The 16033-nt window shown below is 28.3% G+C and carries 12 protein-coding genes, 1 tRNA gene and 2 rRNA genes; 13 read left to right on the top strand and 2 right to left on the bottom strand.

Going from position 1 to position 16033, the window contains the following annotated elements; all coding sequences use genetic code 11:
* From I4U66_RS13505 to I4U66_RS13470, 8 genes are all read left to right on the top strand, one after another.
* Positions 1 to 79, top strand: a 23S ribosomal RNA gene (locus I4U66_RS13505); the annotation flags it as partial.
* A gap of 58 nt (positions 80 to 137) precedes the next feature.
* Positions 138 to 211: transfer RNA gene (locus I4U66_RS13500), tRNA-Gly, on the top strand.
* Between the two features lie 11 nt (positions 212 to 222).
* Positions 223 to 339, top strand: a 5S ribosomal RNA gene (gene rrf / locus I4U66_RS13495).
* Positions 340 to 452: 113 nt separating this feature from the next.
* A complete protein-coding gene (locus tag I4U66_RS13490) occupies positions 453 to 1589 on the top strand; it encodes an MFS transporter (protein WP_166504838.1) in 1137 nt (378 codons plus the stop codon).
* 100 nt (positions 1590 to 1689) lie between these two features.
* Positions 1690 to 5217, top strand: coding sequence for a pyruvate:ferredoxin (flavodoxin) oxidoreductase (gene nifJ, locus I4U66_RS13485; protein WP_195581840.1), 3528 nt, complete (start codon positions 1690 to 1692; stop codon positions 5215 to 5217).
* Between the two features lie 157 nt (positions 5218 to 5374).
* A complete protein-coding gene (gene murJ / locus I4U66_RS13480) occupies positions 5375 to 6943 on the top strand; it encodes a murein biosynthesis integral membrane protein MurJ (protein ID WP_195581842.1) in 1569 nt (522 codons plus the stop codon).
* Positions 6944 to 7008: 65 nt separating this feature from the next.
* A complete protein-coding gene (locus I4U66_RS13475; RefSeq protein ID WP_092923047.1) occupies positions 7009 to 7230 on the top strand; it encodes a NifU family protein in 222 nt (73 codons plus the stop codon).
* A gap of 168 nt (positions 7231 to 7398) precedes the next feature.
* Complete coding sequence (locus tag I4U66_RS13470) at positions 7399 to 10572, top strand: ligand-binding sensor domain-containing protein (protein ID WP_242871287.1); 3174 nt, start codon at positions 7399 to 7401, stop codon at positions 10570 to 10572.
* 53 nt (positions 10573 to 10625) lie between these two features.
* On the opposite strand, the gene I4U66_RS13465 is transcribed toward I4U66_RS13470, so the two are convergent.
* Together I4U66_RS13465 and I4U66_RS13460 are read right to left on the bottom strand one after the other, a co-directional pair.
* On the bottom strand, positions 10626 to 11021 hold the full coding sequence (locus I4U66_RS13465; protein WP_092923050.1) for an HsmA family protein: 396 nt from the start codon (positions 11019 to 11021) through the stop codon (positions 10626 to 10628).
* Positions 11022 to 11026: 5 nt separating this feature from the next.
* Positions 11027 to 11458 (bottom strand): MarR family winged helix-turn-helix transcriptional regulator, encoded by a 432-nt coding sequence (locus I4U66_RS13460; protein WP_243248316.1) that lies wholly within the window; start codon positions 11456 to 11458, stop codon positions 11027 to 11029.
* Between the two features lie 161 nt (positions 11459 to 11619).
* On the opposite strand from I4U66_RS13460, the gene I4U66_RS13455 reads away from it, so the two are divergent.
* The 5 genes from I4U66_RS13455 to I4U66_RS13435 all read left to right on the top strand — a co-directional run bounded on the left by I4U66_RS13455 (position 11620) and on the right by I4U66_RS13435 (position 16012).
* Positions 11620 to 12615 (top strand): asparaginase, encoded by a 996-nt coding sequence (locus I4U66_RS13455; RefSeq protein ID WP_202819466.1) that lies wholly within the window; start codon positions 11620 to 11622, stop codon positions 12613 to 12615.
* 158 nt (positions 12616 to 12773) lie between these two features.
* Positions 12774 to 13421 carry a hypothetical protein gene (locus tag I4U66_RS13450; protein WP_092923055.1) on the top strand — a complete coding sequence of 216 codons (648 nt, stop codon included), beginning with the start codon at positions 12774 to 12776 and terminating at the stop codon, positions 13419 to 13421.
* A gap of 77 nt (positions 13422 to 13498) precedes the next feature.
* On the top strand, positions 13499 to 14266 hold the full coding sequence (modA, locus tag I4U66_RS13445; protein ID WP_195581843.1) for a molybdate ABC transporter substrate-binding protein: 768 nt from the start codon (positions 13499 to 13501) through the stop codon (positions 14264 to 14266).
* A 28-nt stretch (positions 14267 to 14294) separates the two neighbouring features.
* Positions 14295 to 14975, top strand: a complete 681-nt coding sequence (gene modB / locus I4U66_RS13440) for a molybdate ABC transporter permease subunit (RefSeq protein WP_195581845.1) — start codon at positions 14295 to 14297, stop codon at positions 14973 to 14975.
* Positions 14976 to 14977: 2 nt separating this feature from the next.
* Positions 14978 to 16012, top strand: a complete 1035-nt coding sequence (locus tag I4U66_RS13435) for a sulfate/molybdate ABC transporter ATP-binding protein (protein WP_195929215.1) — start codon at positions 14978 to 14980, stop codon at positions 16010 to 16012.
* Positions 16013 to 16033: the final 21 nt, after the last annotated feature.

Here is a 16033-nt window from a genome sequence, read left to right as displayed (position 1 = left end):
TACCTGGTTGATAGGTCGAAGGTGTAAGTGCAGTAATGTATTTAGCTTATTGATACTAATAGGTCGAGGACTTGACCTCATTTAAATGATGAATCTAAATGGTATACAGTTTTGAAAGTACTAATAAAACTAAATATGCGGGTGTAGCTCAATGGTAGAGTTCCGGCCTTCCAAGCCGGCTGTGAGGGTTCGATCCCCTTCACCCGCTCCAGATAAAGATTATGTGGTTATTATAGCAAAGAGGATACACCTGTTTCCATACCGAACACAGAAGTTAAGCTCTTTAGCGCTGATGGTACTTGGGGGGCGACCCCCTGGGAGAGTAAGACGTAGCCACGTAATCTTTTTTATTTTAAGAAACTATTGAAAAATAGTTTCTTTTTTTGTTTATCTATACTCAAATTATAGATAATAGGGAATACTAAATTTTATTTATATTAAGGAGGGATGAATTGGATTTAATTTTATTTAAGTTTTTGTATTTTCTATTATTCTTTGGATTATCAAGTATAGCAGGAATGCTGATTCCATTTTTACAATATAAAGGGTTTAGTCCAATAGAAACGGCTACATTAATAAGTTTTTACACTGTAAGCGGAATTTTGGGACAACTAATAGCAGGTTGTTGCTGTGATAAATTAAAAACAATTAAAAAAATATTTATATTTTCTTTATTAGGTGTAATGTTTAGTACAGCTTTAGCTATTTTTATAAATATTAAAATATTATTTTATATTAGTTTTGTAATTATGGGATTTTTTTATTATATATTGACTAGTATACCTGATAGTTGGGTAATAGAAAGTGGAGAAAATGCAAAGTCAAAATTTGGATTTTTTAGAGCTTTTGGTTCAACTGGGTGGGCATTTGGAGTATTAGCATCAGGAATTATAACAGAAAAGTATGGATATCATATATTAAACATAATATATCTAATAATGTTGTCATTAACTCTATTTATAAGCCTTAAGATAAAAGATACGGTAAAAGAATATAAGGGTTGTGGAAATTTAAAAGAGTTATTCAATAATAAAGAATATATACTCACTGTAATTATATTATTAATAATTTGTATCCCGTTTAGAGGATACTGTCAGTTAGTACCTTATAGAATAGAATATGTAGGGGGAAACACTGTAAACTTAGGAATATTTAATTTTATAAGCTCAATAAGTGAGATAGCTATGCTTATTTTAGCACAAAAAATTATGCATAAATTAAGTCCTGACAAATTATTATTATTATCACCATTAGGACTATTTCTTCAAATACTAATCCTAAGATTTGGAAGTAATATAAATATTATATATATTAGTGCTGTCCTACAAGCATTTACATTACCAATAATATTAGTAGTAGGAAAAATAATAATAGATAGAATATCTCCTAGTAATTTAAAAACATCATCACAGTTAGTAGCATTTGCTATATTTAATAGTGTATCAACTATAATTGGAACTGCTAGTGTTGGATATTTTATAGAGAAGTTTTCCTTGGATAAAGCTAATTTATTTCTATTAGGGTGTAATATGCTATCTATATTAGGCGCATTATATTACGACAGAAATATTAAAGATAGGACTATATAAAATTAATAATATAAATTTATTAAAGTAGAATATTAAAGCTGCTTTATGGAAAAATAATAAATAGAAGTCATGATATTATTTACATAGAAGGAGAAAAACTATGGGAAAAATAAAGAAAACTATGGATGGAAATGCAGCAGCAGCATATGTATCATATGCTTATACTGAGGTAGCTGCAATATTTCCAATAACACCATCATCAAATATGGCAGAATCAGTGGATGATTGGTCAGCTAAAGGTTTAAAAAATATATTTAATCAAAAAGTAAATGTTGTTGAAATGCAATCTGAGGCAGGAGCAGCAGGAGTATTTCATGGATCACTACAATCAGGAGCATTAACTACTACTTATACAGCATCACAAGGATTGCTTCTTATGATACCTAATATGTATAAAGTATCAGGAGAGTTGCTTCCAGGAGTATTCCATGTAAGTGCTCGTGCCTTAGCAGCCCAAGCATTATCAATATTTGGTGATCATCAAGATGTTATGGCAGCACGCCAAACTGGATGTGTAATGTTAGCATCAGGGTCAGTTCAAGAGGTAGCAGACTTAGCACCCGTAGCTCATTTAGCAGCAATAAAAGGAAGACTTCCTTTTATACATTTCTTTGATGGATTTAGAACATCACATGAAATACAAAAAATAGAAGTACTTGAGTACTCAGACTATGCAAACTTACTAGACAAAAAGGCATTGCAAGAATTTAGGAATAGAGCTTTATCTCCAAATCATCCTGTAGCTCGTGGTACAGCTCAAAATCCTGATATATACTTCCAAACAAGAGAAGCAAGTAATAAGTATTATGAAGAAATAGTTCCGATAGTAGAAAATTATATGAATAAAATTGGCGAATTAACAGGTAGACAATATGGATTATTTAACTACTACGGAGCAGAAGATGCAAAAGAAATATTAATAGCAATAGGTTCAGTAACTGAGGCTATTGAAGAAACTATAGATGAATTAAATGCAAAAGGCGAGAAATATGGACTGGTAAAAGTTCATTTATTTAGACCATTTAGTAAGGAACATTTATTAAAAGTAATTCCAAAGAGTGTTAACAAAATATGTGTACTAGATAGAACTAAAGAACCAGGTGCAATAGGAGAACCTCTGTATCTAGATGTACGTGCTGCATATTATGGACAAGAAAATGCTCCTATGATTATAGGTGGTAGATATGGACTTGGATCAAAGGATGTAACACCAACAGATATAAAAGCTATATTTGATAACTTAGTATGTGACAATCCAAAAGATCAATTTACAGTAGGAATAGTTGATGATGTAACTCATAAATCTTTAGAAGTTAAAGAAGAACTTAAAGTAGTAAAACAAGGAACTATAAATTGTAAGTTCTGGGGACTTGGATCAGATGGTACAGTTGGAGCAAATAAACAAGCTATAAAGATAATAGGAGATAATACAGATAAGTATGTTCAAGCATACTTTGCATATGATTCTAAAAAATCTGGTGGGGTAACTATGTCTCACTTAAGATTTGGAGATGAACCAATAAGATCTACTTATTTAATAGATAGTGCAGATTATATAGCTTGTCATAATCAATCATATGTAACTCAATATGATTTATTAAAAGGATTAAAATCAAATGGTACATTTGTATTAAATACAATATGGGATGAAAAAGAATTAGAAGAGCATTTACCAGCAAAGATGAAAAATTACTTAGCTAAAAATAATATAGACTTCTACACAGTCAATGCTACTAAAATAGCACAAGAAATTGGTCTTGGAAATAGAATAAATATGATAATGCAATCAGCATTCTTTAAATTAGCAAATATAATACCTGAAGAAGAGGCAACTAAATATTTAAAATCATCAATAAGTAATGCTTATGGTAAAAAGGGTGAAAAAGTTGTTAATATGAACTATGAAGCAGTAGAGCAAGGTAAGAGTGCTCTAGTAAAGATAAATATACCAGATTCATGGGCAAATGCAACAGATAGTGAAGAACATCATGAAAATGAGCCAGAATTTATAAGAGAAATATTAAGACCTATGAATGCCCAAGAAGGAGATTCTTTACCTGTAAGTGCATTTAATGGAATAGAAGATGGTACATTCCCAGCAGGAACCGCAGCTTATGAAAAACGTGGTATAGGAATTAATGTTCCAGAATGGATACTAGAAAACTGTATTCAATGTAATCAATGTTCATATATATGCCCTCATTCAACTATAAGACCATTCTTATTAAATGAAGAAGAAGTAAATAATGCACCTGAAACTTTCAGAACTAAAAAAGCTGTTGGAAAAGCATTTGGTGGTTTACAATATAGAATGCAAGTAGATACTATGGACTGTACAGGTTGTGGAAACTGTGCAGATATATGCCCAGCTAAAGACAAAGCATTAGTGATGAAACCTCTAGATACTCAGATAGATGCAGAAATACCAAACTGGGATTATGCAGTATCTAAAGTATCATATAAAGGAGATCTAGTTACTGCAAATAATGTAAAAGACTCTCAATTTAGAACTCCACTTATTGAGTTCTCAGGAGCTTGTGCAGGATGTGGAGAAACTGCTTATATAAAACTTGTAACACAATTATATGGAGATAGAATGATGATAGCAAATGCTACAGGATGTTCATCAATTTGGGGTGGTTCAGCACCTTCAATTCCATACACTGTAAATCATGAAGGAAAAGGTCCTGCATGGGCTAACTCATTATTTGAAGATAATGCAGAGTTTGGATATGGTATGTATTTAGGTGTAAAACAAATTAGATTAAAGTTACGTGACTTAATGGAAGAGTTAGTGGCTAGTGAAGAATCTAATGAGTATAAAGATGTATTTGAAAATTGGATAAATACTATGAATGATGGAGAAGCATCTAAAGAGGCTAGTAAAAAGGTTATAGAAGTTATAGAAAACAAATCATTTAGTGGAAAAGCTAAAGAATTAGTAGATGAAATTAAAGCTAGAAAAGATTATTTAGTTAAAAGATCTCAATGGATAGTAGGTGGAGATGGCTGGGCATATGATATTGATTATGGTGGACTTGATCATGTACTAGCATCAGGAGAAGATGTAAATGTATTAGTATTTGATACTGAGATATATTCAAATACAGGAGGACAAGCATCAAAGTCTACTCCATTATCAGCTATGGCTAAATTTGCTGCATCAGGTAAGAAATCTAAGAAAAAAGATTTAGGTATGATGGCTATGAGTTATGGAAATGTATATGTAGCACAAGTATCTATGGGTGCAGATAAAAATCAACTTATTAAAGCAGTAATGGAAGCTGAAAAATATGATGGGCCTTCATTAATAATAGCATATGCACCTTGTATATCTCACGGATTAAAAGAAGGTATGGGAAGAAGCGTTCATAATGAAGCAGAAGCAGTTGCTAGTGGATATTGGCATTTATATAGATACAACCCAGAACTTAAGAAAGAAAATAAAAATCCATTTAACTTAGATTCAAAAGAACCAAAAGGAAATGTAAGAGACTTTATAATGGGTCAAGTAAGATATTCTGCAATAGCTAAGCAATTCCCAGATGTAGCAGAGGAATTATTTACACAACTAGAAGAAAATATACAAGAAAGATATGAAACATATAAGAGACTAGCAGGGAAATAAATAAAGAGTGCGTACTTAAAAGTACGCACTTTTTGTATAAAAATTAAACAAAGTTTAATAATAGTAAAAAAAGTGGTATCATTATATAATAGCTTAAATTAAAAAATTTATTAGAAAAATAAATTGTAATAATAAAATTTAGAAATGAGGATCTAATATGGCTAAAACAACAAAAAAAGCAGCTATTATCTTAATGATTATAATATTAACATCAAAAGTGACAGGTTTTTTAAGGGATATAGTACTAGCGAGGACATTTGGTGCAGGTCATATAACAGACGCATATCTTACAGCACTTAATATACCAGTAGTACTATTTGATGGTATAAGTGCATCTCTTGGAACAACATTTATACCAATGTTTTTTAGTATAAGAGAGAAAAAGGGAATAGATGAAGTATATAAATTTACAAGTAATGTATTAAATATAGTAACTGTAATAAGTATGATATTAATCGTAATAGGAATATTATTTGCTCCATATATAGTCAAGATATTTGCTATGGGATTTAAAGGAGAGGTGTTAAATTTAACTATATCTTATTCTAGAATATTAATTTTTTCTATGATATTTATAGCTATAAATGGTTTAATAACATCTTTTTTAGTTGCATCAGGAGATGTTCACATATCAGGTTTAATAACGATACCATTTAATATATTTGTAATGATAGCAATAGCTTTAGGCTCAATAACAAACTCATATTTTATGGTATATGGTACTTTATTTGCATATATAGCACAGCTTTTATTTCAGATACCATTTTTATTTAAACATGGATATAAGTATAAATTTATTATAGATTTTAAGGATGAAAATATAATAAAGATATTATATCTTATATTGCCAGTATTTCTAGGTTCTTATGTTAACCAAATAAATACAGTTGTTAATAGAACTTTAGCATCTACACTAGATTCTGGGAGTATAACAGCTCTAAACTATGCAAATAAGCTAAATATGTTTGCAGTAGGTATTATAGTAATATCTTTATCTACTGTAATGTATCCAATACTATCTAAATTAGCTAGTGAAAAAAAAATAAAAGCTTTTAAATATAACGTATCAAAATCTTTAAATATAACACTGATAGCTATGATGCCTATAATGGTTATAGTAATGGGATTATCAACACCTATAGTAACTTTGTTATTTGAACATGGATCATTTAACTCAAAAGCTACTGAATTAACATCAACAGCACTACTTTATTACTCTATGGGTATAGTTGCGTATGGATTAAGAGAGATACTTTCTAAATCATTTTATTCACTACAAGATACAAAGACCCCAGTAAAAAATGCAACTGTATCCGTTATAATAAATGTAATATTATCTATTGTCCTAGTTAAATATATGGGTATAGGTGGTCTTGCTTTAGCTAGTTCTATATCTGCTATAGCAACGTCTGTATTATTATTTATATCTCTTAGAAAAAAGATAGGAAGAATAGGTATGAAAAATACAATAATAACTTTTATAAAAGTAGCGATAGCATCAATTATTATGGGGTTAATAATAAAATTTTCATACTATGAGATAGTTAATCTAGGAATGAATATTTTTGAAAAACAAAAACAACTTATAGCCATATCTTGTATAGGGTCTACATTAATTGGGTTAATTATATATATAATATTAACATTAATTTTTAATATAAGAGAATCAAAAGAAGTAGCGTATATGATTAAATCAAAGTTTAGACAAATTATTTATAAAAGATAGATCTATAAAGGAAATTCAAGATTTATGTAGAATACTAAAAGTATTAGAAAATAAGGGGGATAGACATGAGAGAAGAGGTAGAAAAAGCATTAGTGAAAGTTAGACCAATTCTTCAAAGAGATGGTGGAGATGTAGAACTAATAGACGTTAATGACCAAGGAGTTGTATTAGTGAAGTTACAAGGAGCATGTAAAGGATGCCCAGGAGCAACAATGACATTAAAGGCTATTATTGAAAATTTACTTGTTAAGGAAGTTAAAGGTGTAACTCAAGTTATAGGAATATAAAAAAGAAAAGTGCATTTGGCACTTTTCTTTTTTTGCAAAGAGTATTAATTTATCCGTAAAATAGGCACCGATATATTTGAGAGATGTTTTGAAACATATATAAAGTAGAAAAATGATGTACAATATAGTATAATTTTGTAGGAATGATTTTTAAATAAGGGGAAAATAATGAAAAATAAATATATTGCAGGAATGATTTTATTTATAACTATATTAATATTAGGGGATGGATATAAAGTATATGGTTATGATGTACACTTTACAAAAATAAGCAATAAAGATGGCTTGTCTCAGTCAACAGCAGAAGTTATTATTCAAGATCAAAAAGGATACATGTGGATAGGTACTAATGATGGTCTTAACAAATATAATGGGTATGATTTTAAGATATATAGACATAATCAAAGGTCAAAAAGCAGTATAGCGAACAATTACATAGTAAGCCTTCAAGAAGATAGTAATGGAGATATATGGGTAGGAACAGCTAATGGGCTTAGTAAAATAGATATTAATACAGATAAGATAACTAACTATTTTAATGACAAAGAAAGTGGAAATTTATCTCACAATAACATAGGAGATATTCTTATGACTAAAGATGGAGATATAATAGTAGGAACATCAGATGGACTTAATCTATATAATCCTGAAGAAGATAAGTTTGAGCGAATTTTAGGAGGAAAAGAAGATTTAAGTAGCCAATATATACGTGAATTAGAAGAAGATGAGTATGGGAATATATGGATAGGAACAAAAAGTGGAGTAGATAAATTAAATACAAAGAATAAAAAAGTATATAAATATAGTATAGGTGAAGATGTAAATAAAACAATAAAAGATGACATATATGCTTTATTATATGATGATGGGTATATGTGGGTTGGAACTTTTAAAAACGGATTAAATAAAATTAATATAGAAACTAATGAGATAAAAAAATATATACATGATCAGAATAATAGCAAATCCATACCAAGTAACTTTATAAGAGAAGTGTATAAGGATAGTAATGATACATTATGGGTAGGAACAGATAGGGGACTTGCAAAAATAAATGAAGGTAAAGAATTTATTACATATAAAAATGAAAGTACCAACTATAATTCAGTATCTCAGGACAACGTTTTTGATATAATTGAAGATAAAAGTGGACTTATATGGGTTGGAACATATTCGGGCATAAGCATATTTGACCCTAAAAATAAGATAATTCATTATAAAAATAATCCTAATGACAAGAACTCATTAAGTGAAAATATAGTTCATGGTATATATGAAGATGAAGATGAATTATTATGGGTTGGTACAAACTCTAAAGGGATAAACATAATTAATAGAAAAAATGGAGATGTAAGTCATTTAAATAGAGAAAATACAAACTATACACTTAGTGATAATTCTATAAATGATATAACTGGAAAAGAAGACAAAATATATATAGGAACTAGAAGTGGTTTAAATATAATAGATAAGAATGATAATAGTATAATTGTATACGACAAATCCAATGGGCTAAAAGAAGATGATATAAGAACTGTATTTATAGACAGTAAAGATAACTTATGGGTGGGAACTCCAAATGGGATAAGTATAATAAACTTTAAGACTAATGATATAATCAATTTAGATGAAGTTCTAGAAAAGTCAGGAATAGAGTCTTTATTTGCTAAAGTTATATATGAAGATAAAAGTGGTGTATACTGGATAGGGTGTTTTATAGATAATGGTCTTATAAGTATAGATCCTAAATCAAAAGAAATAAAAAACTATAAATATGATAAAAATGATGAAAGTTCTATAAGTTCAAATACTATAAGAGATATAAATGAAGATATATATGGAGATTTATGGATAGGGACTAGTTATGGTTTAAATAAGCTAGATAAAGAAACGGGTAAATTTACTACTTATACAACCCAAGAGGGACTTTCAAATGATATCGTATATGGGATTTTAAATGATTATAAGGGAAATTTATGGTTAAGTACTAATTCAGGTTTATCAAGACTAAATATAAAGACAAAAAAATTTGAGAATTTTGGCATAACAGATGGATTACAAGGTGGAGAGTTTAATGGAAATGCTTTATATAAAAATAAGAAAGAAGAGTTAATATTTGGAGGAATAAATGGACTAAATATATTCCATCCATCTGATATAAATACTGAAAAATACACGCCTAAAGTTATGTTTGATAACTTTGAGATAAATGGCAAAAAATATAATGATATAAATAACATGGAATTTGAGCATGATGAAAATTTCATAAATATAACTTTGTTTTTACCTGATTATAGAAACACTAAGAATATACAGTATTATTATATGCTAGAAGGGACTAAAGAAGGATGGCGTAAAGTTGAATCTAATGATATAAATTATAGCAATTTAGATCCAGGAAATTACACATTAAGGGTAAAAGCAAGGAGCTATAATGGAACGATAACTAGTGAAAATCAAGTTAAGTTTAATATAAAACCCCCATTTTATAAAAGTAACTTAGCAATTTTTATATATATAATAATATTTGTATTTATAATTTATTATAATGTAAATCGAGTGAATCGCTTAGATAATATGGTAAAGAAGAGAACAGCTCAATTAAGAAAAGAGATGCAAAAAAGTAATGAGCTTTTAAATAAGGTAATAGACCTAGAAAGAAGAAAAAATAATTACTTTATAAATTTATCTCATGAACTACGAACGCCTCTTAATGTAATTTATACAACTGAACAACTTATAACAGAATTTAATAAATCTCAAGGTGGTATAGAACGAGAAAAATTATCTCAATATATGATGGTAATGGATAGAAACACCAAAAGATTATTAAGGCTAATAAATAATCTAATTGACACTACAAAGATAGAATATGGCAAATATAAATTAGACCTAAAAGAAAATGACATTGTATATGTGGTTGAAGAAGCCACATTATCATTAAAAGAGTATGTAGAAAACAATGGTATAGAGTTAATAATTGACCCAGAGGTTGAGGAAAAATATATCGTATGTGATGCTAGTGAAATTGAGAGATGTATAGTTAATTTAGTGGGAAATGCTGCTAAATTTACACCGAGGGGTGGAAAAATTATAATAACTATAAAAGAAGATAATGACAATGTAATAATTACTGTAGAAGATACAGGTATAGGTATAGATAATAAATACCATGAATCCATATTTAATAGATTTAATCAAGTTGTAGATGCAAACTCAGAAGTAAAAGGTGGAAGTGGATTGGGACTTACTATAACAAAACAGATAGTTGAACTTCACAATGGTAAGATATACTTAGAAAGTGAAATAAACAAGGGTACTAAGTTTACTATTATCTTATAAAATATAAAAAGAACGTTGTATTAATACAACGTTCTTTTTATATTTTATATCTACTAATGCATCATTCCGATAAACATTCCAATAAAGTAAGGTATAAGCCATATAGACCAAACCACTATACTAAATTTATGGAATACTTTCTTTTGGTTTTCATTATTTTTATATAATACATAAGTTGCCCAAAAAGCATGAAATAGCATAAGAACTATAGCAAGTAAACCTGTTATCCCATGTATACTCTCTGCAACAGGAGAGATAGATAAATTTCCGCTAGAAGCTATACTAGTCATTGTAGTTGTACCTAATGTATCACATACAAGGCCTAACCAAAATATTATAACATGTTTTTTAGTTAAGGTATTAGCTCTTCTTTCGCTAAAAACACCTACAGTGTAAAATATAAGTGCGAATGTAATGAATGTAATAGCCATTATCAGTTTAGTACTCATAGTTGTCACTCCTTAATTTTAGATAAAATATTTTCTAAGTTTAGTTTAAGATCGTGTAAATCTTCATTATTACAATTTCTAAAAGTATTATCAAAACTTTTTTGAATCTTAGATCGAAACTCAAAAGCAAAAGACTTTCCTTTATCAGTAAATTTTAGATAAGTATTTCGTTTATCAGTTTCCTTTTTAAATTTCTCCAAATATCCACTCTGTTCAAGTCTAGCAACTATACCTGAAACAGTACCTTTTGCTAAAGACATTTTTTTGCAAAGATCAGATATTGTTAAATCATCATTGTGAGCAATAATTTTAATTACTATAATTTGTTGATAAGTCAAACTTTCTTCTTTAAAATTGTCTTCTATAGAATACATTGTCTTAGAGTAGAGCTCTTTTAATAGCAAGGTTATTTTAAAACAGTCATATTTTGAATTCAAAAAATCACCTCTATAATTTATTACCCAAAAAGTTTTTATGCAAACAATTAAAAGTTAAAAAGTGAATAATTTATATATAAACTAATTTCAAAAAGATATATAGACAAAGAAAAATAACATATAATAATTAATAAAATATTTTTTTTATAAGGAGGATTAAAGTGATAGGCGCAGTAAATACATATAGAGGAAGCCTAGTTGAGTGTAGCCATAATGTTCATATAGCTGTAGTCGATAGTAATAATAAGTTACTAAAGTATTATTCAAATCCAGAGAAAATTATATATGCAAGATCTAGTGTAAAACCAATACAGGTAATACAGGTTTTAGAGAGTGGAGCTTGTGAAAAATATAATATAAGTGATAAAGAAATAGCATTAATGTGCTCTTCTCACTCTAGTGAAGATTACCATGTAGAGGGGATAAATAGTATATTAAAAAAATCAAATCTTAGTGAAGATAATTTAAAGTGTGGAACTAAGGTACCATTTAACTTAGATGTATACAAGAATTTAATTAGGTCAGGAAAAGATATAACTAAAAAACATCACAGTTGTTCTGGAAAGCATTGTGGGATGTTGATTAGTGCTAAGGCTAATAAGGAAAATTTAGATGATTACTTAGAATTGAAACATCCGGTTCAGCAAAGAATATTAAATAATATGTCTAAGATATGTGGATGTGATAAGAAAGATATTTTAATTGGAATAGACGGATGTGGTGCTCCAACACATGCACTTAAATTAAAAAACTTAGCATATGGATTTGCACAAATGGCTAATCCAACAAATATATATGTAAAATCTGAATACATAAATAGAATAACTAAAGCTATGATTAGTTATCCCGAGATGGTAGGAGGAAGTGATAGATTTTGTACAGAATTAATGAAGGCATGCAAAGGAAGAATATTTGGGAAAATGGGATCTGAGGGTGTATATTTATTAGGAGATAAAAAAAATGGAATAGGTATAGCTGTTAAGACAGAAGATGGAAGTGATATATCCACCAACTGTGCAGTGGTAGAAACTTTAGATCAATTAGGTTTAATATCTAAAGAGGAAAAAGAAAAATTATCTAAGTTTCATAATCCAAAATTAAAAAATGCTAGAGGAAAAATTATTGGAGAAACAAAATCAGAGTTTAAACTTAGGTAATTCGTGGTAAGAATATAATATATTAAATTAATCAAAATAGAGATATATATATTTACAATAATAGGTATAATAAAAGTAAGATAAAATAAAGTATTTACAAATGTTTATATGGTAATTATAATTAAGAGATGCAAAATTTAACAACGAGGTGGCTGGACATGAAAAAGTTAGGAAACGTATTACATGGTTTAAAAGAAGAATTAACAGGATTAGCAGGGGTTATGTTAGCTTCAGAAAGAATGAATACACAAAGATGTATAGGAAAAGATTTAGATACAACTAAGACTATAATAGACCAAGATGTAGAAAAAGAAGAATTAACACAGGAAGAGTTAAATAAGTTAGGAAAAGAAATATCTACAATAGCGAAAGAAATAAAAGGGATATCAGGAGTTATGTTAACATCAGAGAGAATAAATACACAAAGATGTATAGGAAAAGATTTAGATACAACTAAAACTATAATAGATCAAAGTGTTGATAAAGAAGAGTTTACAGAAGAAGAAATAAGCAATTTAGTAGAAGAAGCTAAGAATATGGTAGATACTATGTTAGTATCAGAAAGAATAAATAGTCAAAGATGTATAGGAAAAGATTTAGATACAACTAAAACTATAATAGATCCAAAAGAAGCAAAAAAAGAAATTGACAAAGAAGAAATAGGTAAAAAAGAAATAGAAAAATTAGTACATGAATTAAAAGGTTTATTAGCAGAAATGCTAGTATCAGAAAGAATAAACAGTCAAAGATGTATAGGAAAAGACTTAGACACAACTAAAACTATAATAGATAATAATAAAAAATAATTAAAACACCTACATTAATGTAGGTGTTTTTGATAATATAAAGATGTTATAAAAATTAATTTAGGGAGAAGTATATTATGAAAAAATTTAGCATCTTTATGATAATAGTATGTTTAATAGCTATTAGTATTTTAGGGTGTACAAGTAATGAAAATAATAAAAAACAAATCAATGTTTCGGTAGCAGCAAGCTTAAAAGAAGCAATTTTAGAATTAAAAAAAGAATATGAACTTAAAAATAATAATGTTGAATTAGTCATAAATTATGGTTCATCAGGAACTCTAAAGCAACAAATTGAACAAGGAGCTCCTTGTGATTTATTTATCTCAGCAGGGAAAAAACAAGTAGATGAGTTAAATAAAAAAGGTATATTAAATAAGGAAAGTGTAAGAAATTTAGCAAAAAATAAGTTGGTTTTAGTTAGTAGCAATAATTCGAAAAGTTATAGTATAGACGATCTTATGAGTGAAAAAGTTAAACATATAGGAATAGGGCATCCTGAAAGTGTACCAGCAGGAGAATATGCATATGAAACTTTAAAAAATTTAAACTTAGAGGAAAAAGTAAAAGATAAGTTAGTTTATGCTAAAGATGTAAAAGAAGTACTAGCGTGGGCTCAAGTAGAAAATGTGGATGTAGGATTTGTATATTCAACGGATGCAGTAAACAATAATAAAATTAATATTATAAAGGAAATAGATGATAAATACCATTCACCTATAATATACCCAATGGCGATAATAAAGGATAGCAAAAATATAGAAGAAGCTAAAGATTTCCAAGAATTTTTATTTAGCAAAGAGGGACAAGATATATTAAAAAAATATGGGTATAAGGAAATATAACTATAAAATAGGGGGAATTACATATAATATGAATTTTGATTTGACACCATTAATTATATCTATAAAAACATCTCTAATTGCAACTATTATAACAAGTATAATAGGAATTTTAATAGCATATCTTATGATGAACTATAAAGGAAAATTTAGAACCTTAATCGAAATAATCTTAACCCTTCCTTTAATACTACCTCCAACAGTAGTTGGATTTTGTTTGTTACTTATATTTGGTAAAAATGGGATAGTAGGAAATATATTAATATCAATGAATAAAAATATAATATTTACTTGGTGGGCTACTGTAATCTCAGCAGTAGCAGTATCTTTACCAATTATGTACAGAAGCTTAAGGTCGTCATTTGAACAAATTGATGAAAATATAATACTATCAGCAAGGACTTTAGGTCTTAGTGAGTGGAATATATTCAAAAAAATAATATTACCGCTATCAACACCTGGTGTGATAGGAGGTATAGCATTATCATTTGCAAGAGCAATAGGTGAGTTTGGAGCTACATTGATGATAGCCGGAAATATACCTGGAAAAACACAAACAATACCAATAGCTATATTTTTTGAGGTTGAAAGTGGAAATATGGCTATGGCTAGCTTTTGGGTTATGGTAATAATACTAATGTCACTAGGTATAATGTTAATACTTAATTATTGGTCTAACAAACAATTAAAAATAGTAGGAAAGAGGAAATAATAATGTCTCTATATATTGATATAGAAAAAAGGGTTGGAGAAAAGATATTAAAAGTGAAAATAAATCAAGAATGTAAAAAACTAGTTTTTTTGGGACAGTCAGGCTCTGGTAAGAGTATGACATTAAAATGTATTGCAGGTCTTGAAACGCCAGATAAAGGTAAAATTATATTAAATAATAAGGTATTATTTGATTCGGATGAAAAAGTTAACTTACCTCCTCAGGATAGAAAAGTTGGATTTTTATTTCAAAATTATGGACTATTCCCTCATATGACTGTAAAGAAAAATATAGAGATTGGAATAAGTAATTTACGAAAAAAAGATATAGAAGAATTATCTCAAAGGTATATAAATAAATTAAAGCTTAATGGATTAGAAAATAGGTACCCTTATGAATTGTCAGGGGGACAAGCACAGAGGGTAGCATTAGCTAGGGTTTTAGTTACAGAACCGGAAGTATTGTTACTAGATGAGCCATTTTCTGCGCTAGATTACCACTTAAGAAAAAACATAGGATTAGAAATAAATGAAATATTAAATGAATACAACAAAAATTCAATAATTGTTACTCATGATATAGAAGAAGCATATAGAATGTGTGAAGACATAGTAGTGTATGAAGAGTTAGAGGCTAAGGTTAAAAGAAATAGACATGATCTATTCAATAATCCAAGCACAGTTTTAGAAGCTAAAATAACTGGATGTAAAAACATATCAAGGGTTAAGGTTTTGGAGGATAATACCATATATGCTATAGATTGGGATTTAATAATAGAGGATATAAATGCTAAAAAATTTAAGTACATAGGTATAAGAGAAAATAATATAAGCATAGATAAGGTAGAGGATTCAATAAGTAAAGAATTTGTAGTAGAAAATGTAATAGAAAACCCAGAAACGATAAGTGTCTTTTTAAGAAAAGATAAAAGTAAAAAAGCTATAGAAGTAAGATTAAAAAATAAGGATTTAAAGCTTGTAAGAGGAAATAGAGTTAGTATAAATATTAATAGAAATAAAATATATTATTTAAATTAGAGGAAAACTAGTAAATATTAC

The sequence above is a fragment of the Romboutsia sp. D33t1_170424_H2 genome, from assembly GCF_015669105.1.
In the GTDB taxonomy this organism is placed as follows: domain Bacteria; phylum Bacillota; class Clostridia; order Peptostreptococcales; family Peptostreptococcaceae; genus Romboutsia_C; species Romboutsia_C hominis.
Note: the sequence above shows the minus strand (reverse complement) of the source record. Positions and strands in the feature narration are given on the sequence as shown.

Coding starts and splice junctions, on each gene's coding strand:
- nifJ (WP_195581840.1), top strand. CDS start 1,690: ATGGGAAAAATAAAGAAAACTATGGATGGAAATGCAGCAGCAGCATAT.
- murJ (WP_195581842.1), top strand. CDS start 5,375: ATGGCTAAAACAACAAAAAAAGCAGCTATTATCTTAATGATTATAATA.
- I4U66_RS13475 (WP_092923047.1), top strand. CDS start 7,009: ATGAGAGAAGAGGTAGAAAAAGCATTAGTGAAAGTTAGACCAATTCTT.
- I4U66_RS13470 (WP_242871287.1), top strand. CDS start 7,399: ATGAAAAATAAATATATTGCAGGAATGATTTTATTTATAACTATATTA.
- I4U66_RS13465 (WP_092923050.1), bottom strand. CDS start 11,021: ATGAGTACTAAACTGATAATGGCTATTACATTCATTACATTCGCACTT.
- I4U66_RS13450 (WP_092923055.1), top strand. CDS start 12,774: ATGAAAAAGTTAGGAAACGTATTACATGGTTTAAAAGAAGAATTAACA.
- modA (WP_195581843.1), top strand. CDS start 13,499: ATGAAAAAATTTAGCATCTTTATGATAATAGTATGTTTAATAGCTATT.
- modB (WP_195581845.1), top strand. CDS start 14,295: ATGAATTTTGATTTGACACCATTAATTATATCTATAAAAACATCTCTA.
- I4U66_RS13435 (WP_195929215.1), top strand. CDS start 14,978: ATGTCTCTATATATTGATATAGAAAAAAGGGTTGGAGAAAAGATATTA.